Below are 23,547 nucleotides of genomic sequence, written 5' to 3'. Positions count from 1 at the left end.
AACTCTCTTTCCATACTCGACGCTCTTGCGATCTGCGGCCGGTCCGCACTCCTCCGGCGGCGACCGCGCGACCGGGCGTCGACGCGGCCGCCGTCGCCGCCCACCTGCGCGAAACCGAAACCGAGGAGCAGGGCGCCGCCTACCTCGACGCCCAGCGCCTCGACCGGGACAGCCTGCTCGCCGTCGCCACCGAGCTGCAGCTCACCCGGGTGGACCGCCTGAGCCAGAAGGAACTGAAACGCCGGATCCTCAAGCAGGCCATCGGCGCCCGGCGCAAGTTCGCCGGGCTGCGGAAGTGGTGACCGCCGACGGCCGCTCGATGCACCTGATCGACGGCCGCCGCGTCACCGTGCCGGACCTGCTGGAAGCCGGCCTGCTGGCGCCCGGGACGAAGCTCAAGTTCGAGCGCAAGCGCGTCGGCGCGACCTTCGACGCGACCGTCACCGCCACCGGCAAGATCCGGCTCGAGCCCGACGGCGAGGAGTTCCGCTCGCCCTCCCGCGCGGCGATGGTGGCCGCCGGGATGCGCGCGGTCGACGGGTGGCGGGCCTGGGTGGTGGTGGCCGAGCAGCGCCTGCTGGATTCGGTGCGCCAGGACTTCCTCGACCAGGCGATCTCGGCCACCGACCGGCAGAACGGGGACCAGCGCGTCCACGAGCGGTTGCGGCAGGCTCGCACCCGTGCCGACCAAGGCGATCCCGAGCGCATCACGGTCCGCGAGCTGCTGAAGCTGTGGGGCGTGACCGACCGCGGCGACCAGATCGGCCGGATCGAAGCGGGCCTGGCCAACCACGGATTGGTGACGTCCCCCGGCTTCCGCGCGGTCACCCTCGACACCGTCGTCACCCTGACGACGCCACCGGAGGAGCCCGAAGAACCGGCGGCTCCCGACGTCCTGCCGGCCACCGAAGACGACGAAGGCGGCGGCGACCTGGACGTCCGCCTGACGGTGGGCAACCTGAAGCCGGTCGAAGGCCTGGCGTTCGTCGGGCCCAACAGCTCGCTCGATGAAGCCATCACCACGATGCTCCTCAACGACTTCTCGCAGCTGGCCGTGCTGAGCGGCCCGCGCAACCCCCGCGGAGCCGTGACGTGGCGCTCGATCGTGCAGGCCATGCACAGCAAGCCCGGGGCGAGGCTCGCGGACGCGATCGTCCACGCCGAAGTCGTCGCCTACGACCGCGACCTGTTCGACGTCCTGCCCACCCTGCAGCAGCAGGAGTTCGTGCTGGTCACCGACGAGAGCCGGGCCGTGCAGGGCATCGTCACGACCTCCGACGTCGCCCGGCGCTACGGCGAGATGGCCACGCCGTTCTTCCAGCTGGGCGAGCTGGACCAGACGCTCCGCTGGATCATCCGGTGCGAACTGGACCTCCCGGCCGTCCGGCCCCTGTGCGGCCGCCCGGTCGACAGCTTCGACCACCTGACCTTCGGCGACTACCAGCGCATCCTGGAGAACAAGGACGCCTGGAACCGCATCGGCTGGCCCCTGGACCGGCCGGCGTTCATCGCCCGCCTGAACGAGATCCGGCAGATCCGCAACAGCGTCATGCACTTCCACCCGGACCCGATCTCCGAAGACACCGTCGAGAAGCTGCGGCACTTCAACAGCCTGCTGCACCGCTACCGCACCCGCGCCTAGGACGCCTCCCACCGGCCGGAAAGCCCAGTGGGTGGTACGGCGCGTCCTCCTCGAGCACGGCGGTCGCCTCGGGCAGCAGCCTCGCCCGGTCGAGCTCGGAAACCATCGGAGCACTCTCCTCCTCCGGCGGCTACCGCATCCGCGGATCCTCCGACGGATCGGCGTACATCGGCGGGCACCCGTGTTCGACGGCTTCGGGCCGCAGCTCGTAGTGCCACGGCTCGTTGCGGTAGATCTGGCACAGCCCGTACCGCGCACCGTGTTCGGCCAGCCACTTCCGAGCCGCGGGCGGCCCGACATCGACGGCCTGGCCCCGCACGTGGGCCGACCGGTCCGGGGTCGTCACCCAGCGGGCCGCGGCCGCTTCCGAGCCGTGCTTCGCGATCCCCTGACGCCGTAGCTGTTCCTGGTACGCCCAGGAACGCCAGCCGCCGTTGACGACGAACGACACGCCGTCGGCCGCGGCGGCCACCGCGGCCCGGCGGAGGGCGTCGAGCAGGCCGGGTTCGAGGTTCGCCACGGCCGGGGAGTCGTCGAAGACCGGCAGGCCGTCCGGGACGGCGCCGTGTCCCCGGCCGAGGGACGTGCGCTGGCTGGAGGTCATGGCCGTCAGTCAAGGCCGCGGGGTGTTGCCGGTACGTACGCGCTTTCCGATATGCGCCCGATAGGCACCCGCTCGTAGCATCGGCGGGGTGCGTGTCTTGATCGTCGAGGACGAGCCCTACCTGGCCGACGCCATCCGCGACGGCCTCCGGCTGGAGGCCATCGCGGCGGACACCGCCGGCGACGGCGACACCGCGTTGGAGCTGCTGAGCGTCAACACCTACGACATCGCCGTCCTCGACCGCGACATCCCCGGCCCGTCCGGCGACGAGGTCGCCCGGCACATCGTCGCCTCCGGCAGCGGCCTGCCGATCCTCATGCTCACCGCCGCCGACCGGCTCGACGACAAGGCCACCGGCTTCGGCCTCGGCGCCGACGACTACCTCACGAAGCCGTTCGAGCTCCGCGAACTCGTGCTCCGGCTCCGCGCCCTCGACCGCCGGCGCGCGCACAACCGGCCGCCGGTACACGAAATCGCCGGCCTGCGCCTGGACCCGTTCCGCCGCGAGGTCTACCGCGACGGCCGGTACGTGGCCCTGACGCGCAAGCAGTTCGCCGTGCTCGAAGTGCTCGTCGCCGCCGGGGGCGGGGTGATCAGCGCCGAAGAGCTGCTGGAGCGGGCCTGGGACGAGAACGCCGACCCGTTCACCAACGCCGTGCGCATCACGGTGTCCGTGCTGCGCAAGCGGCTCGGCGAACCCGGGATCATCGCGACCGTGCCCGGCGTCGGCTACCGCATCGACACCGGCGACGAGGACCGTGGCTAGGGAACCGGGGTTGAGCGCCCGCCTGAAGCTCACCCTCAGCTACGCCGGGTTCGTCATGCTGGCCGGCCTCCTGCTCCTGGGTGCCGTGCTGGCCTTCTACCTGTACTTCCTGCCCAACGGCTGGATCATCACCGAGGGCAACTTCTGGATCAACCGCGCACGCCTGGTGCGCGCGTTCGTCCCGTTCATGGCCGTCGTGATCGTCTTCCTGCTGGTGTTCGGGCTGCTGGGCGGCTGGGTCCTGGCCGGCCGGATGCTCGACCCGCTGACCCGCATCACCGACGCCACGCGCGTCGCCGCCACCGGCTCGCTCTCCCACCGCATCCGGCTGCCCGGCCGCGCCGACGAGTTCCGCGAGCTCGCCGACGCCTTCGACACCATGCTCGCGCGGCTCGAGACGCACGTCGCCGAGCAACGCCGGTTCGCCGCCAACGCCTCCCACGAGCTGCGCACGCCGCTGGCGATCACACAGAGCCTGCTCGACGTCGCCCGCAACGACCCCGAACGCACCACCGACGAGCTCGACGAACGCCTTCGCGTCGTCAACACCCGGGCGATCGAGCTCACCGAGGCCCTGCTGCTGCTCAGCCGCGCCGAGCAGCGGGCCTTCAGCCGCGACCGCGTCGACCTGTCCCTGGTCGCGGAGGAAGCCGCCGAAACGCTCCTGCCCCTCGCCGAGAAGCGGGGCGTCACCATCGAGACGTCCGGCGACGCCGCGCCCGCCCTCGGCTCACCGGCGCTCCTGCTGCAGCTGACGACGAACCTGGTGCACAACGCGATCGTCCACAACCTGCCCGAGCGCGGCGCGGTGTGGGTCACGACCGGCGCCGAGCCGGGGACGGTGGTGCTCACCGTGGAAAACACCGGCGACCACCTCCCGCGGCCCCTGGTGGCCACCCTCGCCGAGCCCTTCCAGCGCGGCACCGAGCGCATCCGCACCGACCAGGCGGGCGTCGGCCTCGGCCTGGCCATCGTCAAGAGCATCACCCAGGCCCACGACGGAACGCTCACGCTGGTCCCGCGACCGGCGGGCGGCCTCCGCGTCACCGTCCGGCTGCCCGATCACGCGACGGGGAAGTCGAAATAGGTGTCCAGGTAGGGCTCGTCCTTCAGGCCGTAGTGCCACCATTCGCGCTCGTACGCGGCAAACCCGCAACCCTCCATGATGGACCGCAGGCAGGCGCGGTTCGCGGCTTCGGCCTGCGGGATCCCCCGGGCGTCGTGGTGCGAGATCGCGTCCATCAGGTCGTGGCCACCGCCCATGGACGCGAGCTCGCCGGTGTCGAGGTGGTAGAGCGTCAGATCCACGGTGCTGCCCCGGCTGTGCCCCGACTTGGCGGCCACGTACCCCTTGGCGAACATCGCGCGCCGGTCGATGTTCGGGTAGTGCCACAGCTTCGTGCGGCCGTCCTCGGGTTCGTCCACCCAGCGCAGGAAGCGGTCGACGGCGCGTTGCGGGCGGTAGCCGTCCCACAGCACCAGGCCGAAACCGAAGGACGCGGCCTTCTCCTGCGCTTCGCCGAGGGCAGCGCACAAGGTCTTCGTGCCGACGATCCGGTTGACCAGGTAGCCGTCCACCGGCTTGCCGGTGAAGTTGTCCCAGGTGGCGTACTTGGCGTCCCAGCGGATGCCGGGTACCACCTCGTCCACGAAGGCGAAGTCGTCGTTCATCGGGCGGTCCCGGCGACGATCCGGTCGATCAGGTCCGGGAGCGGCACCCCGGCGGCGGCCATCATCCGCGGGTAACGGCTGTAGGACGTCAGGCCGGGCAAGGTGTTGACCTCGTTGAGGACCACCGTGCCGTCGTCGGTGAGGAACATGTCCACCCGGGCCAGTCCCCCGCAGCCCAACGCGCGGTAGATGGCTTTCGCCGTCTCCTGGACGCGGGCGCGGGTTTCCGCCGGGATGTCGGCGGGCACGACGGGCGTCGAGTTCTCGGAGCCGCTTTCGGGTGCGTCCTCCTGGTGGATCCGGAAAAAGCCGTGGGAAAGGGCGATCCGATCCACCTCCGCGGCGAAGAGCTCCGAGCCGCGGCCCAGGATCGCGCACCCGACCTCGCTGCCGGCCACGGCCTCCTCGATCAGCACCTTCGAGTCGTACTGCGCCGCGGTCGCGATGGCCGCCGCCAGCTCGTCCGCACCGGACACCTTGCTGACGCCGAAGGAGGAGCCGGAACGGGCCGGCTTCACGAAAACGGGATAGGTGAGCCCGTCGACGTCCTCGCCCGCCTGAACGGTCCGGAAGTTCGGCGTGGCGATGCCCGCGCTCCGGGCGACGACGTAGGCGAGTGATTTGTCCATGCACAGAGCCGAACTCTGGACGTCGCAGCCGGCGTAGGGAAGGCCGGAGAGTTCCAGCAGACCCTGGATCGCCCCGTCCTCGCCGAGCTTGCCGTGCAGCACGGGCAGCACCACGTCCAGCTCGATCGTCTCGTACTTCCCGTCTTCCAGGACGAGCAGCCCGGGAACGCTCCGGTCCGGCGACAGAACGACGGTCCGCCCGTCTTCCCAGCCCGCTTCCGGTCCGTCACAGAGCTTCCAGGCCCCGGTCTTCGTGATCCCGACCCAGCTCGGTGCGTACTTCCCGGTGTCGAGGTGTTTCGCGACCTCTTGCGCGGACTTGACCGAGACGGGGTGTTCTTCGGAACCGCCCCCGAAGATGATCCCGAGCCTAACCTTGGCCATGCCGTTCCCCGCTTTCGAATTTCAGGCAGTTGACGATGGAGTTTTCGACGGTGTCGCGCAGCGCGTGGTCCGTGTAATAGGCGGTGTGCGGGCTGACGAGCACGTTCGGCAGTTTCTGCAGCCGCACCAGCAGGTCGCTCTCGACGGGCCGCCCCCGCCAGTCGGCGTAGAAGACGCCTTCTTCTCCTTCGAGGACATCGAGTGCGGCCCCGCCCAGCCGGCCGGTTTCCAGCGCCTCGACGAGGGCTCCGGTATCGAGAAGCGGCCCTCGCCCGGTGTTGACGACGAACGCACCGGGCTTCATCAGCTCGAGCCGCCCCCGGTCCAGGAGGTGACGCGTACCGGCGTCGAGTGGCGTGTGGAGGGTGACGATGTCGCTCGACCGCAGCAGTTCTTCGAGCGGCAGGTAGTCGACGTCCGCGTGCGGCCGGCTGTCGTACGCCACCACCCGGGCGCCGAACCCGCGCAGCCGCCGGACGACCGCGGCGCCGATCCGTCCGGTCCCGATCACCCCGACGGTCAGATCGCGCAGTTCCTTTCCCCGCACGTCGTTCAACCGGTAGTCGTGCTCGCCGGCCCGCCGGATGACGGACCGGGCGTCCCGCGACAGCATGAGCATGAGCATGAGCGTGTAGTCGGCCACGCTGTCCGGCGAATAGGCGACGTTCCCCACGGAAATGCCGACGCTGTGCGCGTACCCGACATCGACGTGGTCGTAGCCGATGCTCCTCGTGGAGAGGTAGGAGACGCCGATCCGGCTGAGCGCACGAAGAGTCCGGTCGTCGACCGGCGACTTGTGGCCGACGCTGACGCACCGGCGGCCGGCGGCGAGCCCGACGTTGGCCTCGCACAGGGCAGCGTCCGTGATGGTCGGCGTCACCCCGAAGCGCGGCGCCAGCTCCCGGAACAGCAGGGCCTCATCGGGTGCACACCCATAGATCGTCATCCCGAGTGCCGGTTCGCTCATGCCGACCAGTCAAGGGAAGACGGCGTTGCCGGCACGTATGCGCTTTTGGATACACCGAAGATAAGTTACCGTCTGGTAAGTACCCCCGAGGGGAGATCATGGCCTGCCGCCGCTGGGCCGCCGCCGCCGGTCAAGCGGGATCGCCCCAGCCGTGCCCGGCAACTCGGCGACTACACCCCGCTGTCCAGCTAGTGCTCTGTCCATGAACGTTGGCCGGTTTGGTGACACGCCGGTCGGCGTTTGGGGCTGGTGATCGGCTTGCGGCCAGGGTGGGTGGATGGCACGAAATCAGTTTCCAGCGCACCAAGACCTGGAAGGAGTCCAACGACCCGGACCGGGACGCGAAGCTGGCCAGGATCGAGCACGTCACCAGCAAGTTCCCGGAGCGGGTCCGTGGGCGATGACACCCTCTGGGGCGTCGTGCGCAGGAAGAAGTCCGCCGCGCACACCCTGGCCGCACTCAAATCAATCCGCGCCGCGCGTCCGGACGGGGCACCGATCTACATCATCCTGGACAACCTCTCCGCCCACCGCGGCAACGCGATTCGCACCTGGGCGGCACGTAACAAGGTCGAACTCTGCTTTACCCCGACCTACTCGTCCTGGGCCAACCCCATCGAGGCGCACTTCGGGCCGCTACGCGCCTTTGTCATCGCCGGTTCCGACCATCCCAATGACCCGGTGCTGGCCCGCAGGCTGCACGACTACCTGCGCTGGCGCAACGCCAACGCCCGGCACCCCGATGTGCTCTCCGCGCAACGTCGTGGACGCGCACGCATCCGCAGTGAGAAGGGCATCCGCTGGGGCGGACAACCCCTCACCACCGCCGCCTGACCGACCCGGCGAACCTATCTGGACAGAGCACTAGCCCGGGTGCTTCGAGACACGTTGTCCCGTGACCGGTCCGTCCGAAGCAGACATGGCGCGACGGAGGCTTGCCGGGCGCATGTCGGTCCATACCTCGTCGATGTGGGACAGGCACTCCTCCTTCGTGCCGGTGAACCCGGTCGCGGTCCAGCCGGGCGGGCCTTCGCGGTCCGCCGGCCAGATCGAGTACTGCTCCTCGTCGTTGACGACCACCCGGTACGTCACTGCGGCTCCTCGGTGTCGGTGATGATGTTGTCCAGCACGGCTTCGAAGTTGGCGAGCACGTGCGCCACGAAGCGGTCGTCGTACCGCCCTCGGTCGAACACGGCTTCGAGGCGCATCCGGTCGCCCGGTGTGACCACCAGGGTGAACGGGTAGTTCGTCCACGTCTTCGCGGATACCGCGGTGGCGCCCGCCGGCGCGAGTCGTTCGCGGACCGACTTGCGCACCGGATAGTTCTCGACCACCAGGATGGTCTCGAACAGCGGCACATTGCCCGGCACCTCGCTCCAGCCGTGCACCCGCACCAGCGGTGTGTGGTCCGACGGCAGCTCCGCCTGGTGGCGCTGGTTGTCCTGCAGCCACGTCACCAGGTCCCCGTCCGCCGGGATGGTGACCCGCACCGGCAGCGTGTTGATGAACATCCCGAGCATGCGGGTGTTGTCCGGTTCCGTTGACCGGCCGCTGCGCGTCACGCCGAAGACGACGTCCGGGGTGCCCGCGTACCGGGACAAGACCAGACCCCACGCCGCCTGCAGCACCGTGTTCGCGGTGACCCGGTGTGTCCTCGTGAACCCGGTCAGCCGGTCACCGAGGTCGAGCAGGCGCTCGCACTGCGCGTGCCCCGACCCGCCGGACGCGCGCGACGGCAGTGGGGTCGGCTCGCGGAAGCCCGCCAGGGACCGCTGCCAGAACGGGCGGGCCCGCTCGTGGTCCTGCGCACGGAGCCACGCGATGTGCGCCGACCAGGACGGCGCCGGGTCGTGCGGTGGCGGTGCGCCGGCGCGGAGCGCGTCGTACACGGCGAGGTACTCGTCGACCAGCGCGACGAGGCTCCAGCCGTCCAGCACGAGGTGATGGCTGGTCAACGCCACCACCCAGTCCCCGTCTGCGAGGTCGACCATGGTCAGCCGGACCAGCGGCGCCTCGAACGGGTCGAAGCCCCGGATGCGGTCGGTCAGCAACAGCTCCTCGAGCCGTTTGCGGTGGGTGTCCGGCGGCCAGGCGGTGCCGAGGACGACGTCGGCGGCCGGTGTGGCGTGCCGGTCCACCACCTGCCACGGTTCTTGCCGGTCGTCGAGCACGAAACGGGTGCGCAGCACCGGGTGGCGGCGCGCCAGCTCCGCCCACGCCGCGGTGCACGTGTCCGGGTCGAGCCCCTCCTGCGGCCACACCGTCTGGCTGACGTACAGACCGCTGCCCGGTTCGGCGAGTACGTGGAAGAGCATGCCTTCCTGGGTCGGTGCCAGCGGGTACGCGTCCGCCGCGGCCGGGTCGCGGCGCAGGATCGCCGCACGCCGGGCGGCCCAGTCCGGCGGTATGACGACCGGCGCCTCGACCGGTGTGGCGACCGCGGCGAGCTCGGCGATCGTCTGGTGGGCGAAGAACTGCCGCGGGGTCAGGTGCAGCCCGGCGCTCGCCGCCCGCGCGACGATCTGGATGGCGCGGATCGAGTCGCCGCCGAGCGCGAAGTAGTTGGCGTCCGCCGCCGGTGCCGGCACGTCGAGCACCTGCGCCCAGACGGCCGCCAGGACCCGTTCCGCCTCCGTTTCCGGCGCCCGCCCGCCTGCCATCGCGGGCTCCGGTGGGGCCGGCAGCGCGCGCCGGGCGAGCTTCCCCGTCGGTGTCGTGGGCAGCTCGGTCAGCGGCACGTATGCCGACGGCACGAGCGCGTGCGGCAGCGACTCGGCGAGGAACGCGCGCAGCACGACCGGTTCCGCGACCGCCGCCACGGCGGGGTCCGCGACCACGTACGCCACCAGCACCCCGTGCACCGCGACGGCCGCCCGGCCGACGGTCGGGTGCGCCCGCAGCGCCGCCTCCACGTCAGCCGGGTCGAAGCGGACGCCGTTGACCTTGAGCTGGTCGTCGGACCGCCCGAGGTACTGCAGGGTGCCGTCGGGCAGGTGCCTGGCCCGGTCGCCGGTGCGGTAGAGGCGTTGCCCCGGCAGCGTCGGGTGGGGCACGAACCGGTCCGCGGTCAGCGTCGGGTTGCCGTGGTAGCCGCGGGCCAGGCCGGCGCCACCGACGTAGACGTGGCCGGGCAGGCCGGTGCCCACCGGGATCATCTCGTCGTCGAGCAACTCGACCCACGTGCCGTCGATCGGCCGGCCGACGGGCACGTGGCGGTGCACCGCGGGCGCCCGGACCTCGTGTGCGGTGGTCGTCATCGTCGTCTCGCTGGGGCCGTACATGTTGACCACGCGCGCCGAGGGCGCGACCACGGCGAGGTCGAGTACGTCACCCGCGTGCAGCGGCTCGCCGCTGACCAGGACGGTGCGCAGCGCCGGCAGCGTGACCCTGCGCCGGACGAGGTGGCCGGTGAGCACCCGCAGGACCGACGGGACGACGGACGCGACCACGCTCACCGGTTCGGCTGCGAGCACGTCGACGGCCGTGTCCAGATCGGCCACCCCGTCGGTCAGCAGCGCGATCCGCGCGCCGACCGTCAGCGGGAACACGAGGTCGCGCAGGCTCGCGTCGAACGAGACGGTCGTCATCGCCGCCACGGTGTCACCAGGGCCCGCGTACTCGCGCCGCCGCATATCCGCGAGATAGTTCGCCACGCCGCGGCGCGTGCCCGCGATCCCCTTGGCCGCCCCGGTCGAGCCGGAGGTGTGCACGACGTAGGCCAGGCTGTCCGGCTCGGCCCGGGGGAACTCCGCGATCCGGTCGACCGGCCGGTCGCTTGCCTGGACCACCGGGCCCGCGAACCCCGGCAGAGGTTTCTTCGTCAGCAACACGCCGGGGCGGGTGTCGTCGAGGATTCCGGCCAGCCGAGCAGGCGGGTGCTCCGGGTCGAGCGGCACGAACCCCGCCCCGGCCCGCCACACCGCCATCAGGGCGACGACCAGGTCCGCGTCCCGGCCGAGGTGGACGGCGACGAGCGTCTCCGGTCCCGCACCGGCCCCCACGAGCCGGGTGGCGAGGCGGTCGACGCGGGCGCCGAGCTCGGCGTACGTGACGTCGGTCCCGGCGGCACGCACCGCGACCCGGTCCGGCCGGGCAGCGATCTGCCGGGCCACCGGCTCCCACGGGTCGGCCACCGCGGGGGTGACCCGTCGCGGGACCGGTGCCGGGGTGAGCGGCACGCGCATCACCGGGCGGTCCGGTTCGGCGGCGACGAGGTCGAGCAGCCGCAGCCAGTGCGCCACGAACGTCTCCGCCCAGGCCTGGTCGACGACGTCTCTGTCGAACTCGAGCGTCCCGGTCAGGCCGCCGGCGTGCTCGGTCACCGCGAGCCGCAAGTCACACTTGACCCCGCCCACCGGGACCGGCACCGAGCGCGCGGCAAGGCCGGGCACGGCGAAGGCGGCCGCTGGATCGCTCTCCACGACGAACTGCGCCTGCACGATGGGATGCCGGGTGAGGTCGCGGTCCGGCGCCAGCGCCTCGACGAGACGCTCGAACGGCACGTCCTGGTGCGCGTAGGCGCCGAGCGCGGTCTCCGCCACCCGATCGAGCAGCTGCCGGAAACTCGGGTCGCCGGACACCGAGGTGCGAAACACGACCGTGTTGACGAACAGCCCGGCCAGCGGCTCGAAGTCGACGTGGTCCCGCCCGGAGACGGGGGAACCGACCAGCACGTCGTCCCGGCCGGTGTACCGGGCGAGCAGTGCCTGGTAGCCGGCCAGCAGCACCATGAACAACGTGGCCTGCCCGGCCCTGGCGAGCTCGCGCAGCCGGGCACACAGGATGCCGTCGACGGTGAACGAGACCCGGCCGCCGTGGAAGTCCTGCACCGCCGGGCGCACCAGGTCACTCGGCAGGTCGAGCACGAGCTCCGCACCATCCAAAGTGGATTTCCAGTACGAGAGCCCGGCGTCGAGGCGAACGCCGGTGAGCCGCTCTCGTTGCCAGGCGGCGAAGTCGGCGTACTGCATGGCGGGCACGGGCAGTTCCGCACCCGCGTAGATCGAGCCGAGGTCGCGAGCGAGCACGTCCAACGACATCCCGTCGGCGACGATGTGGTGCACCACGACGACCAGAACGTGCTCGTCCGCGCCGACCCGCAAGACCCGGGCCCGCACCAGCGGGTACGTCGCCAGGTCGAACGGCCGCGCGGTCTCCTCGGCCAGCGCGGCGGCCACCTCGTCCGGTGCGACATCGTCGACCGCCATCCTCGCCGCCCCGGGCGGGTGCACCCGGGCGTACGGCACACCGTTCTCGGCGTGGAAGGTCGTTCGCAGCGTCTCGTGGCGGGCGAGCAACCCGGTGACTGCCTCGCGCAGCACGTCGACGTCGAGAGGCCCGGACAGGTGCAGGGCCAGTGCCAGGTTGTAGGTGCCTGCCTGGTCTCCCACCTGCTCGACGAACCACAGCTGCTCCTGCGCGAACGACAGCGGCAGCGGCCGTCCGTCACGCGGCAGCGGCCGCGGTTCGTCCGCCGCGTCCCGCCCCCGGGTGGAGATCAGGTCGGCGAGACCCGCGACCGTGCCGGCACGCACCAGGTCGGCGAACGTGAGCCGGACGCCCAGCTGCCGCGCGATCCTGGTGACGACCCGGATCCCCGCGAGCGAGTGCCCGCCGACGTCGAGGAAGTGGTCGGTCACGCCGACCCCGTCGGCACCCAATACCGCCGACCAGATCCCGGCGAGCCGCCGTTCGAGGTCGTTCGACGGCGCGACGTGGTCCTCGGCCCGCTCCGGGCCGGGCGCGGGGAGCGCGGCTCGGTCGACCTTTCCCGCGGGGTTGAGCGGAAAACGCGGCAACGTCACGTAGTACCGCGGCACGACCATGGCGGGCAGCGAGTCCGCGAGGTGCTCGCGCAGCTCCCGCGCGCCCGGTCCCGGCGTGCCGGGACCGGGCACCACGTAGGCGACGAGCCGTCCGTCGCGCTGGTGGACCACGGCGGCCGCGACCCCCGGGTGGCCGGTGAGCACCGCCTCGATCTCGCCCGCCTCGACCCGGACTCCGTTGACCTTGATCTGGTTGTCCAGCCTCCCGAGGTAGTCGAGCTGCCCGTCCGGACGCTCGCGGACCAGGTCACCGGTCCGGTACAGGCGTCCGCCGGGCACGGTCGGATCGGGCACGAACCGGGCTGCGGTCAGGCCAGGTCTGCGGAAGTAGCCCCGGCCCACCGCGACGCCCCCGATGTGCAGCTCACCCGGTGTGCCGGGCGGGACCGGGCGCAGGTGCTCGTCGAGCACGTGCAGCGTGTTGCCGGGCACAGCGACCCCGATCGGCACGGGTGACTCGCCGCCCCGGCACCGGGCGAACGTCGAGGAGATCGTGGTCTCGGTCGGCCCGTAGAGGTTGTAGAACTCGACGTCGAGGGCCGCCGCCACCCGGTCGGCCAGGGCGGCGGGCAGCGCCTCGCCGCCCGCCACCAGCCAGCGCAGGCTCGCGCACGAGGCCGGGTCGGCCTCGTCGAGGAACAGGTGCAGCAGCGACGGCACGAACTGCGCGACCGTGACTCGTTCCCTGGCGATCAACGCGGACAGGTAGTCGGGCTCGCGGTGCCCGTCCTGCTTCGGCACGACGAGCCGGGCGCCGGTGGTCAACGGGAGGAACAGCTCCCACACGGACGGGTCGAAGCTGATCGCGGTGCGCAGCAGCACGGCATCGCCGGCGCCGACCGGCAGCAGATCCCTGGTCCACGCAAGGTAGTTGGCCACCGACCGGTGGTCGAGCATCGTGGCCTTCGGCCGCCCGGTCGAGCCCGACGTGTAGATGACGTAAGCGAGGTTGTCCGGCGCGGTACGGACGCGCAGGTCGATCCGGGCTCCGGCCAGGACCGTGCCGCGGTCCCGGTCGAGGCACACCAGCTCGGGCCGGTGCTCGTTGTCGTCGAGCAGCGCTCCCGCCCGGCCGGTGGTGTCGGTGACCAGCACCGCCGGGGTGGCGTCGGCGACCATGTACCGCAGCCGCTCGCGCGGGTAGTCCGGGTCGAGCGGCACATACGCCCCACCCGCCTGCCAGATCGCGACGAGCGTGACGATCAGGTCGATGCCGCGCGGCAGGCACACGCCGACCACCGTCTCCGCGCCGACGCCGAGCTCGCGCAGCCGGGCCGCGAACCGCGCGGCCCGGTCATCGAGCTCGCTAAAGGTGAGGTGGGTGCCTTCGAACGTCACCGCCGTCGCGTCCGGTGCACGGTGGCACTGCTCCTCGATGAGATCCGGGGTCGGGCGAAGGTCCATCTCACGTCTCCGATGCGGGGCGTTTGACGTTGCCGCCGCTGATGACCAGCACCGTGCCGGTGCCGGCGGGAACCGCTCTGTCGAGCAGCGCAGCGAGCGGCAGCGCCGCGGTCGGTTCGGCCGGCACGTCTGCCATGGCGTGCCACGCGGTGCGGATGCTGTCCTCGGAGACGGTGACGATGTCGTCGACCAGCCCCCTGCCGACAACGACCTCGAACGGCCGTTCGCCGAGGCTCGCCACCCGGGCCCCGTCGGCGATGGTGTCGGCCTCGCCGTGGAGCCGGTGCAGCCGGCCGGTGCGCAGGCTGGCCGCGGCGTCCGCGGCCCGTTCCGGCTCCACCCCGATGACCGCGACGTGCGGGGCGCGGGATTTGACCGCGAGAGCGGTACCGCCGAGCAGGCCGCCACCGCCGACCGGCACCACGACGGTCGCGAGATCCCGGACCGCGGCCATGATCTCCTCGGCGACTGTGGCCTGACCATGGATGACGTCCCAGTCGTCGGAAGAGTGCACGAACGGCCAGCCGCGTTCGGCGGCGATCGCGCGGGCCAGCCCGTCGCGGTTGCCGAAGGTGACGCCGTGGGTGATCACCTCGGCGCCGAGGTCGCGGACGGCAGCGAGCTTCGTGGGCAGCACGTTCTCCGGTGCCACGACCGTCACCGCGATGCCCAGCGCCCGCCCGGCGGTGGCCACCGCCCTGGCGTGGTTGCCGGAGCTGGGGGCGACCACACCCGCGGGGTGACCGGGCAGCCGCAACAGCGCGTTGTACGCACCGCGCATCTTGAACGACCCCGACACCTGCATCGACTCGAGCTTGAGCCGGGTCCCGCAGGGCAGCGCGTGCAGCGGCGTGTGCCGGATGCGGAACCGCAGCCGCCGGGCCGCCTCCTCGATGGCCGTGCGGTGGGCGCCCAGGTACTCCGCCAGCGGCATCATTTCGTCGCGGGCGAGCGTCATGACGGCTGTCCCGCCAGGCCTGGGACGATCCGGGTGCCGCGGACTGGTGAGAACGCCAGGAACAGGGCGGGGAGCAGGAGTCCGGCGCCCGCGACCGCGATCGCCCCGCGCAGCCCGAACAGCTCCGCGAGCAGCCCGCTCACCACCGCGGTGACCGGGGTGGCCGCCCAGGCGACCCAGCGGAACGTCGCGTTCACCCGCCCCAGCAGGTGGTCGGGTGTCATGATCTGCCGCGCGCTGACCAGGCTGATGCTGTAGGTCTGCACCCCCGCGCTCACCGTGAAGGTCGACAGGATCAGCAACCCCAGGCTCCACCAGCTGTTGTCCGGCACCAGCGGGACGATCAGCACCGGCCCGCCCGCGACGAACGCCGCCCAGGTCACCGTGGTGCCGAGGCCGGCTCGGTCGTTGACCTTGCGCACGACGAACGAGCCGACCAGCGCCCCCGGCCCGGCCGCGGCCAGGATCAGCCCGAGGCTCCCGGCCGAGAAACCGAGGTCCTCCAGCACGAACAGGGCGAGGATCGGGGTGCGGATGTAGAAGAAGGCGTTCATGATCCCGGACGAGATCGCCATCGGGCGCAGCAGCCGGTCGCCGAACACGGTCGACAGGCCTTCGCGGATGTCCCGCCAGACCGAGGCCGCCGAGGGCGCCGCGGTCGTTTCCGCCGCCCCCGCCCGCTTCGGCACGGCGAGGGTGACGATCAACCCGGCTGCCGCGAGGTAGCAGACCGCGTCGATGGCGACGGTGTTGGCGGCGCCGAGCAACTCCACCAGGAACCCGGCGATCGACGGACCGACGATCATCGCGGCGGAACGGGTGAGTTCCAGCTTGCTGTTGGCGTCCACCAGCTCGCGCCCGCTCACCAGCGCGGGCAGCAGCGAGGGCGACACCACACTGAACGCCACGTGCAGCGTGCTGACCAGGAAGTACCCGACGATCAGCCACGGCATGGAGAGCAGGCCGAGTAGCGCCGCGACCGGCAGCGAACCGAGCAGCACCGCGCGGCCGGTGTAGGTCGCGACCAGCATCCGGCGGCGGTCGACCCGGTCGGCGAGCACCCCGAAGAACGGCCATGCGAACGCCATGGGTGCCATGCCGATGCCGACGAACAGCCCCATCTCGGTGGCCGTCGCGTCGAGCTGGATCACCGCGACCAGTGGCAACGCCACCAGCGAGAGGTGATAGCCGAACTCGGAGATCGTCTGTCCCGTCCACAGGCGCACGAACGGGCCGTTACGCAGCAAGGTCATCGCCATCCGCCTCGGTCGCTGTCACCATCGTGTCCAGGAGCGACCCGGCCCGGCCCGGGTCGAACAGCTCCTGGTCGTAGATCAGGTCGAGGAACACACCTCCCGGCCGGTCGTGCGCGAACAGCGTGATCGGGTAGCGGGCCCAGACCTCGTTCAGGCCGGTGTGCTCGATCTCCAGTCCGGCAACCTCGACGGCGCGGTGCGGGAAGTCCTGCATGTTGAACAGCGCCTGCGCGAGCGGCGCGTGGCTCGCGGCCTGGTCGGGCGCCAGCTCGTCGAGCAGGAGTTCCAACGGCAGGTGGCGGTGGGAATGGGCGTCGAGCACCCGGCCCCGCGTGCGGTCGACCAGCGTGGCGAAGTCCGGCCGGCCGGTCAGATCGGCCCGCAGCACCACCATGTTCGCGACGTACCCCACGATCGCGTCGAGCTCCGGGCGGTCGCGATTGGCCATGGGCACCGCGACCGTGAAGTCGTCCCGGCCGAACCGGGTGCCGAGCGCGGCCTGGAACGCCGCCATGAGCACCATGAACGGTGTCGCCCGCAGCCGGCGGCACAGCTCGTGGACCCGGGCGCTCTGCGCGGCGGTGAGGGTGCGGGTCACCCTGCCACGGGCCGGCCGGGCGGGCCCGGTGAGCCGCGGGTAGTCCGGTGGCAGCTCGAACAGCGCGCCGGCCCCGGCGAGTTCGCGACGCCAGTGGTCGAGTTCGGCCGCGACGAACTCGTGGGTGAGATATGTCCGCTGCCACGCGGCGAAGTCCGCGTACCGCGCGACCGACGGAAGCTCCACAGTGGACTGGTACAGCGCGGTGAGGTCGCGGAGAACCAGGCCGACCGACCACCCGTCGGCGACGAGGTGATGGATGACCACGCACAGGACGTGGTCCCGCGGGCCCTGCCGCAGCAGCGTCGCACGCAGCAATGGCCCGGCCGCCAGGTCGAACGGCCGCCCGGTCCGCGCCGCGACCGCACCTGCCAGGTCGGCGGGAGCCACGTCGACCACCTCGAGCGGCACCGGCGCGGGCGGCCGGAGCTGCGGGCCGTGCGCGGGGAAGACCGTCCGCAGCGCGTCGTGCCGTGCGACGAGCCCGGTGAGGGCCGTCGCCAGCGCGTCCTGGTCGAGCTCGCCGCGCAGCCGCCGGACGATCGGCACGTTGTAGCACGCATACCGCCCGGAACTCCGTTCCAGGGACCACAGCCGACGCTGCGCGGCGGTCAGCACCGGCTCGCCCGAAGCCGGCACGAGTTCGGGCAGCGGGTCGGCTTCCGCGTCACGGACCCGCGTCGCGAGCTCCGCGACAGTCGGGCTCTCGAACAACGCACGCACGGGCAGCAGCACGCCCAGCGACTCCCGTAGCCCGGCGACGGTCCGTGCGGCGAGCAGCGAATGTCCGCCGAGGGTGAAGAAGTCCTGGTGCACCCCGACTTCCGGCACGTCGAGGACGTCGCGCCAAACGCGGGCTATCAGCTCCTCGACACCGTCGCGCGGGTGCTGGTCGGTCACCGCCTCCGCCGCGGGTCCGGGGAGCGCATCGCGGCGGATCTTCCCGGTCGTGGTGCGCGGGAGCCGGTCGAGCGGGACGAAACCGGCCGGGAGGTGGGTGGTGGGCAGCCGGTCGGCCAGATCGGCGCGGATACGCTGGGGCGTGGGCAAAGTGCCCGCCGGCACCACGCACGCCACCAGCCTGCCGCCGGGTGCGTGCACCGCGGCCTCGGCGATCGCGGGGTGCGCGCACAGCGCTGCCTCGATCTCGCTCGGGTCGATGCGCACCCCGTTGACCTTGAGCTGGTGGTCGGTGCGCCCGAGGTACTGCAGAGTCCCGTCAGGCAGGTACCGGGCGCGGTCACCGGTGTCGTACAACCGTTCCCCGGCCCTGGTGGGGTGGGGAACGAACCGCTCGGCGGTGCGCCCCGGCTGCCGGTGGTAGCCGCGTGCGAGGCCCGCGCCACCGATGAAGACGCGGCCCGGCATGCCGATCCCCACCGGGCGCAACCGTTCGTCGAGCACCTCGACCCGGGTGTTGCCGATCGCCGTGCCCACCGGGATCCGGTCGGTCGCGCCGGGCCGGACGCGGTGGCGGGTGGTGGTCATGGTCGTTTCGCTGGGCCCGTACATGTTGTAGACGGCCGCATTCGGCGCGACGGCCGCCACCGCGGCCACGTCCTCGGGGTGCAGCGGCTCACCGGAGACCAGCACGGTCCGCAGATCCGGCCACTGCCTCCCGCGTGTGGTGAGCATGCGCAGCAGCGACGGCACGACGGCGGGCACGACCGTCGTCTCGGCGATGGCGCCGGCAACCGCGTCGAGATCGGCCGCACCGCCCGGCACGAGGACGACGCGTGCGCCGACGGCGAGCGGGAGCAGCAGGTCGCGCAGCGACGCGTCGAAGGACACGGTGGTCAACGCCGTCACCGTGTCGGCAGCGGTGACGAGACCGGCCCGGCTCAGATCGGCCAGGTAGTTGGCGACTCCGCGGTGGGTGCCGGAGATGCCCTTCGGGGTGCCGGTCGTACCGGAGGTGTAGACGACGTACGCGCGGCCGTCCGGGTGGACGAGCCGCGGCGGCGGCTCGGGCCCGTCCTCGAGCGGGGGCAGTTCGGTGAGCTCGAGGTCGGGCCGTGCGTCGGCGAGCACGTCCGCGGCCCGCCGGGGCGGCAGCTCCGGATCCACTGCGACGAAGCCCGCTCCGGTGCGCCAGACGGCGAGGAGGGCGACGACGAGGTCGACGCCGCGCGGCAGCCGCACCGCGATGAGCCGTTCGGGTCCGGCGCCCAATGCCGTGAGCCGGCCCGCCAGCCGGGCGGCCCGGCGGTCCAGATCCCGGTACGTCACGACCTCGTCCCCGCACACCACCGCGTCCGCGTCCGGGTGCAGCGCCGCCCGCGCGGCGACCAGCGCGGCCACTCCGGTGTCGGGGACCGGTGTGGCGGTGTCGCCCGCGCGGTCGAGCAGGGCCTGTCCCGCCGCGGTCAGCAGCGACACGTCGGCGTGCGGTGCGGACGGGTCGGCGACCATGGCGGCCAGGATGGTGCGCCATCCCTCGACGAGGACGTCCGCCTCCGCACCGGCGAACACGTCGGTGGCGAACCGGAGGCCGCAGTCGAACCGGTCGCCCGAGTCGGTGGCGACCAGGGTCAGGTCGTTCTTGACCGTGTCGTTGGACACGCCGACCGGCAACACCTCGGCCCACGTCTCGCCGGCCGGGCGGGGCGTGTGCAGCTCGAACATGACCTGGTGGAACGGCTGGTGGGCGAGGTCCCGGTGCGGCGCCGCCGCCTCGACGACCTTCTCGAACGGCACGTCCTGGTGCTCGTAGGCGGCGACTGCCGCGTCCAGCACGACCGTCAGCGCGTCCGCGAAGGTCGTGGCGCCGGACAGATCGGCGCGCAGCGCGACGGTGTTGACGAAGAAGCCGGGCACGTCCTCCAGTTCCGAGGTCGCACGCCCGGCCACCGGCGTGCCGACCACGAGGTCGTCCTTGCCGCCGAACCGGGCGAGCAGCAGCGTGAACCCGGTCAGCAGCACCATGAACGGCGTCGCGCCGTGCGCCATGGCCACCGCACGCACCGCCGAGGTGAGGCCGGCGTCGAGCGTGAACCGCCGGATGCCGCCGCGGTAGGTCGGCACGGGTGGCCGGACGCCGGTGCCCGGCAGGTCGAGGATCGCGGGTGCCCCGTCCAGTACGGACCGCCAGTGGTCGAGCTCGCGGTCCAGCCGCTCGCCCGCCATCCGGTCCCGCTGCCACGCGGCGTAGTCGGCGTACTGGAGCGCGGGCTCGGCGAGCGTGCGCCCGTGGTACAGCCCGGCCAGCTCGTCGACGAGCAGCCCGAGCGACCAGCCGTCGGTGACGATGTGGTGCATCGTCAGCACCAGCACCGGCCGACCGGCCCGCAGCAGCAACTCGGCCCGCAGCAACGGTCCGGTGGCGAGATCGAACGGGAGCCGTGCCTGGGTGTCGGCCGCGGCCCGGACCGCGCCGTCCTGGTCCGCGTGCGCCGTCAGGTCCACCTCCGGAAGTGGCACCGGCTCGGCGGGCAGCGACCGGCCGGCCGGGCCGCTGCCGGTGTCGTCGTAGACGGTGCGGAGGATCTCGTGGCGGCGCACGACCTCGGTGAGTGCCGCCCGCAGTGCGGGCACGTCCAGTAGTTCGGGCAGCGCGAGCACCAGCTGCACGTTGTAGGCCGGGGAGCCGGGCACCAGCCGGTCGAGGAACCACAGCCGTTCCTGGCCGTATGACAGCGCGTCGGTGCCGCTCCGACGCGACACGCGGACCGGCGGCGTGCTCTCGCCACCGGCCTGCGCCTCGACGTACTGGGCGAGGTCGGCGAGCGTGGCCGCCTCGAACGCGATCTGCACCGGAACCCGCACCCCGGTCGCGCGCTCGAGCCGCGCCACCATCTGGATCAACTGGAGTGAGTGGCCGCCGAGGTCGAAGAAGCGGGCGTCGGCGCCGATGTCCGCCCTGCCGAGCACCTCGGCCCAGATTCCGGCCAGCGCACGCTCGCCATCGGTCCGGAGGGGCGTGCTGCTCGCCGGTGCCGGTTCAGGTGCGGGGAGCGCGTCCCGGTCGAGCTTGCCGTTGGCTGTGCGCGGCAGTGCGTCCAGCACGACGAAGTGCTGCGGCACCCAGCCTGCCGGCAGGTGTTCTCGGAGGTGGGCACGCAGCTCCGCCGGTCCGGGCGCCGGACCGGCGACGGTGAGGTACGCGGCGAGTGTGGTGGTGCCCGCCCGGTCGGCGACCGGGCGCACCGCGACCTCGCCCACCGCCGGGTGCGCGGCGAGGGCGGCCGCGATCTCGGCCGGTTCGATCCGCTGCCCGTTGACCTTGACCTGGTGGTCGGTGCGGCCGAGGAACTCGAGCGTGCCGTCCGGCCGCCAGCGGACCACGTCGCCGGTCGCGTAGCGCCGGCCTCCGAACACGGTGGGATCGGGCACGAATCGCTCCGCGGTCAGCCCCGGCTTGTGCAGGTAACCCCGGCCGACCGCGGTCCCGCCGTGGTACAGCTCGCCCGGCAGCCCGAACCCCGCCGGCCTGCCGTCGGGATCGAACACGTGCGCCGTGGTGTTCCACATCGGACGGCCGATCGACGCGACCGCGCCACGGTCCGTTGTGGACGCCCAGGCGCCGGCACTGTGGATCGTGGTCTCGGTCGGGCCGTACAGGTTGAGCAGGGAGCCGTCGAACTCGGCGAGCACCCGGTCGCGCAGGTCACCGGGTAGCGCCTCACCGCTGCAGATGAGCACGCGCAGGCTCGTGCCGGCGGGGACTCCGGTGGCGTCGACGAAGGTCCGCAGCATCGACGGCACGAAGTGCGCCGCGGTCACGCCCGCGTCGTCGATCAGCTCGGCGAGGTAGCGCGGGTCGCGGTGCCCTCCGGGACGGGCCAGCACCATGCGCGCTCCCGTCATCAGCGGCAGGAACAGCTCCCAGACGGAGACGTCGAACCCGAACGGTGTCTTCTGCAGGACGACGTCGGCGCGGTCGAGGCCCAGCTCGCCGGCGAGCCAGAGGTGGTGGTTCACCACGGCCCGGTGCGGGATCGCGACTCCCTTCGGCGACCCGGTCGAGCCGGAGGTGTAGATCACGTATGCGGTGGCATCCGGGGTCACGCCGGTGCCGGGTGCTCCGTCCGGGAGGTCCGTGAGGTCGTCGCGGTCGAGGAGGACGACCGGGGGCAGGTCGGTGCTCCGCAGTGCGCGGGTCGCTTCGGTCTCGGTCACGACCGCGACCGGGCGCGCATCCGCGACCATGCGTGCGAGCCGTACCGGCGGGAGGTCGGGTTCGAGCGGCAGGTAGCCCGCACCTGCCTTGAGGACCGCGAGCAGGGCCACGACGAGCTCCGTCGATCGCGGGAGGCAGACCCCGACCAGGATGTCCGGTCCGGCACCGAGCTCGCGCAACCGGTGAGCGAGCCGGTTGGCCCGCCGGTCGAGCTCGCGGAAGGTCAGCTCGGTGTGCTCGTCGGCGACGGCGATCAGGTCCGGAGTTCTCGCCACCTGCGCGGAGACCAGCTCGTGCAGGCACGCGCTTGGGGCTGGCACCGAGGTGTCGTTGGCGGCGCGGACCAGCGCCCGCTCCTCGTCCGTCCACAGTGGAATATGCAGCGCCTGCTGGTCGGGGTCCTCGGCGAACGCCGCGAGCACCAGACCGAGGTGACCCGCCATGCGCTCCGCGGTCGCCCGGGTGAACAGGTCACGGGCGTAGCGCAGCTGCCCGGTCAGTTCCCCGCCGTCGACCGCCATGAAGTCGAGGTCGAAGCGGGCGGCGCCGTTGGTGACCGCCACCGGCGTCCACTCCGCGCCACCCGCCGCGAGCACGCGTGGTGCGTCGTCGAGCTGGACGAGCGCGCGGACGAGGGTGTCGTGCCCGGTGCCGCGCACGCGGTCGGCGAGCAGTTCGAGGGGCAGTTCCTGGTGTTCGTAGGCGGTGAGCGTCGCTTCCCGGCAGCGGGTCACCAGCTCCCGTACTGACGCGTCGCCGACGTCGACCCGCAAGGGCACCGTGTTGACGAAGAACCCGATCACATCCTCGGTGCCACCTCGGACCCGGCCCGCCATGGGCGTGCCCGCGACCACGTCGCGGCTGCCGGTGTAGCGGGCGAGCAGCGTCTGGAACGCGGCGAGCAGCACCGGGAACAGCGTCGTGCCCTCGGCCCGGGCGAGGGCCCGCAGCTTGCGCGAGGTCTCCGGGGACACGATGACCGGCAGGTCGTCTCCGCGCAGGGTGGCGGCGGACGGGCGCGGGAAGTCGGTCGGCAGCTCGAGCGACTCCGGCGCACCCGCGAGGTGCTCGCGCCAGTGAGCCAGCTCGGCCGCGCTGCGCTCGGCGAGCCGCTCCCGCTGCCACGCGGCGAAGTCCGGGTACTGTGCCGGCGCCGGCGGCAGGTTCGTCTGTCCAGTTCGGACAAGCTGATCGTACGCAGTGGACAGTTCGCGAACCAGGACGTCCTGGGACCATCCGTCGCACACGGCGTGGTGGATCACCACCAGCAGCAGGTGGTGATCCGCGCCGAACCTGGCGAGCCGGGCGCGCACGAGCGGGTCGCGGCCCAGGTCGAACGGCGCCCGGATGTGCCTGCCGAGCCAGGCTTGCTCGCCGGCGGCGTCGCTGCCGATGTCGTCGACGGCGATGACGACCCGGTGGTCCGGGGTGATCGTGAGCACCGGCGTGCCATCCGCGGCGACGATGTTCGAGCGGAGTGAGTCGTGCCGCGCGACGACCGCGGCGAGGGCCTGGCCCATTGCGGCGACGTCGAGCGGGCCGCTCAGCCGGAACGCGAGCGGCACGTTGTAGGCCGGGCTGCCAGGGGACAGCTGGTCGAGGAACCACAGCCGTTCCTGGCCGGCGGACGGCACGAGACGCTGCTCGTCGGGGTAGACGCCGGTCCCGGCGGCGGCCTTGCGCAGGGCTGCACGCACGGCGGCGGGACGCCTCCTGGGCGAGGC

At 72.3% G+C, this 23,547-nt stretch carries 14 protein-coding genes and 1 pseudogene; 6 read left to right on the top strand and 9 right to left on the bottom strand.

Going from position 1 to position 23,547, the window contains the following annotated elements:
* Together ACWEVN_RS14310 and ACWEVN_RS14305 are read left to right on the top strand one after the other, a co-directional pair.
* A pseudogene (locus ACWEVN_RS14310) lies at positions 1-302 on the top strand (hypothetical protein); the annotation flags it as partial.
* Positions 296-1,642: a restriction system modified-DNA reader domain-containing protein gene (locus tag ACWEVN_RS14305; RefSeq protein WP_452051503.1), complete on the top strand. Its 1,347-nt coding sequence runs from the start codon at positions 296-298 to the stop codon at positions 1,640-1,642. The pseudogene ACWEVN_RS14310 and the gene ACWEVN_RS14305, both read left to right, overlap by 7 nt.
* A 130-nt stretch (positions 1,643-1,772) precedes the next feature.
* Here the strand turns inward: ACWEVN_RS14305 and ACWEVN_RS14300 are convergent, their stop codons facing one another.
* Positions 1,773-2,246: a M15 family metallopeptidase gene (locus ACWEVN_RS14300; protein ID WP_452051502.1), complete on the bottom strand. Its 474-nt coding sequence runs from the start codon at positions 2,244-2,246 to the stop codon at positions 1,773-1,775.
* Positions 2,247-2,334: 88 nt separating this feature from the next.
* Here ACWEVN_RS14300 and ACWEVN_RS14295 point away from each other — a divergent pair, with 88 nt between their 5' ends.
* Both ACWEVN_RS14295 and ACWEVN_RS14290 read left to right on the top strand, forming a co-directional pair.
* Positions 2,335-3,012: a response regulator transcription factor gene (locus ACWEVN_RS14295; protein WP_449684780.1), complete on the top strand. Its 678-nt coding sequence runs from the start codon at positions 2,335-2,337 to the stop codon at positions 3,010-3,012.
* 10 nt (positions 3,013-3,022) lie between these two features.
* Positions 3,023-4,099 (top strand): sensor histidine kinase, encoded by a 1,077-nt coding sequence (locus tag ACWEVN_RS14290; RefSeq protein WP_449684779.1) that lies wholly within the window; start codon positions 3,023-3,025, stop codon positions 4,097-4,099.
* Here the strand turns inward: ACWEVN_RS14290 and vanX are convergent.
* From vanX to ACWEVN_RS14275, 3 genes are read right to left on the bottom strand one after another with little or no spacing between them, the layout of a single operon-like run.
* Positions 4,075-4,683, bottom strand: coding sequence for a D-Ala-D-Ala dipeptidase VanX (vanX, locus tag ACWEVN_RS14285; RefSeq protein ID WP_452051501.1), 609 nt, complete (start codon positions 4,681-4,683; stop codon positions 4,075-4,077). The genes ACWEVN_RS14290 and vanX overlap by 25 nt on opposite strands.
* Complete coding sequence (vanA, locus tag ACWEVN_RS14280; protein WP_452051500.1) at positions 4,680-5,696, bottom strand: D-alanine--(R)-lactate ligase; 1,017 nt, start codon at positions 5,694-5,696, stop codon at positions 4,680-4,682. Before vanA ends, vanX begins: the two co-directional genes overlap by 4 nt.
* Positions 5,683-6,663 (bottom strand): D-isomer specific 2-hydroxyacid dehydrogenase family protein, encoded by a 981-nt coding sequence (locus tag ACWEVN_RS14275; RefSeq protein WP_452051499.1) that lies wholly within the window; start codon positions 6,661-6,663, stop codon positions 5,683-5,685. The genes vanA and ACWEVN_RS14275 overlap by 14 nt, the downstream gene beginning before the upstream one ends.
* Positions 6,664-6,932: 269 nt before the next feature.
* Between ACWEVN_RS14275 and ACWEVN_RS14270 the strand changes: the two genes are divergently transcribed.
* Together ACWEVN_RS14270 and ACWEVN_RS14265 are read left to right on the top strand one after the other, a co-directional pair.
* Positions 6,933-7,067, top strand: coding sequence for a hypothetical protein (locus ACWEVN_RS14270; protein ID WP_452051498.1), 135 nt, complete (start codon positions 6,933-6,935; stop codon positions 7,065-7,067).
* Positions 7,057-7,497 carry a transposase gene (locus ACWEVN_RS14265; protein WP_452051497.1) on the top strand — a complete coding sequence of 147 codons (441 nt, stop codon included), beginning with the start codon at positions 7,057-7,059 and terminating at the stop codon, positions 7,495-7,497. The genes ACWEVN_RS14270 and ACWEVN_RS14265 overlap by 11 nt, the downstream gene beginning before the upstream one ends.
* 30 nt (positions 7,498-7,527) lie before the next feature.
* On the opposite strand, the gene ACWEVN_RS14260 is transcribed toward ACWEVN_RS14265, so the two are convergent.
* Genes ACWEVN_RS14260 through ACWEVN_RS14240 form a run of 5 tightly spaced genes read right to left on the bottom strand, consistent with a single transcriptional unit; the run spans position 7,528 to position 23,520 of the window.
* Positions 7,528-7,755, bottom strand: coding sequence for an MbtH family protein (locus tag ACWEVN_RS14260; RefSeq protein ID WP_449684773.1), 228 nt, complete (start codon positions 7,753-7,755; stop codon positions 7,528-7,530).
* Positions 7,752-13,892, bottom strand: coding sequence for an amino acid adenylation domain-containing protein (locus ACWEVN_RS14255; RefSeq protein WP_452051496.1), 6,141 nt, complete (start codon positions 13,890-13,892; stop codon positions 7,752-7,754). The genes ACWEVN_RS14260 and ACWEVN_RS14255 overlap by 4 nt, the downstream gene beginning before the upstream one ends.
* A gap of 1 nt (position 13,893) precedes the next feature.
* Positions 13,894-14,850 carry a threonine ammonia-lyase gene (locus ACWEVN_RS14250; RefSeq protein WP_452051495.1) on the bottom strand — a complete coding sequence of 319 codons (957 nt, stop codon included), beginning with the start codon at positions 14,848-14,850 and terminating at the stop codon, positions 13,894-13,896.
* Positions 14,847-16,103: an MFS transporter gene (locus tag ACWEVN_RS14245; protein WP_452051494.1), complete on the bottom strand. Its 1,257-nt coding sequence runs from the start codon at positions 16,101-16,103 to the stop codon at positions 14,847-14,849. The genes ACWEVN_RS14250 and ACWEVN_RS14245 overlap by 4 nt, the downstream gene beginning before the upstream one ends.
* Positions 16,087-23,520 (bottom strand): amino acid adenylation domain-containing protein, encoded by a 7,434-nt coding sequence (locus ACWEVN_RS14240; RefSeq protein ID WP_452051493.1) that lies wholly within the window; start codon positions 23,518-23,520, stop codon positions 16,087-16,089. Before ACWEVN_RS14240 ends, ACWEVN_RS14245 begins: the two co-directional genes overlap by 17 nt.
* Between the last annotated feature and the right edge of the window lie 27 nt (positions 23,521-23,547).

This window comes from Amycolatopsis sp. NPDC003861, assembly GCF_053605405.1.
This window is presented reverse-complemented; position numbering and strand designations above follow the sequence as displayed.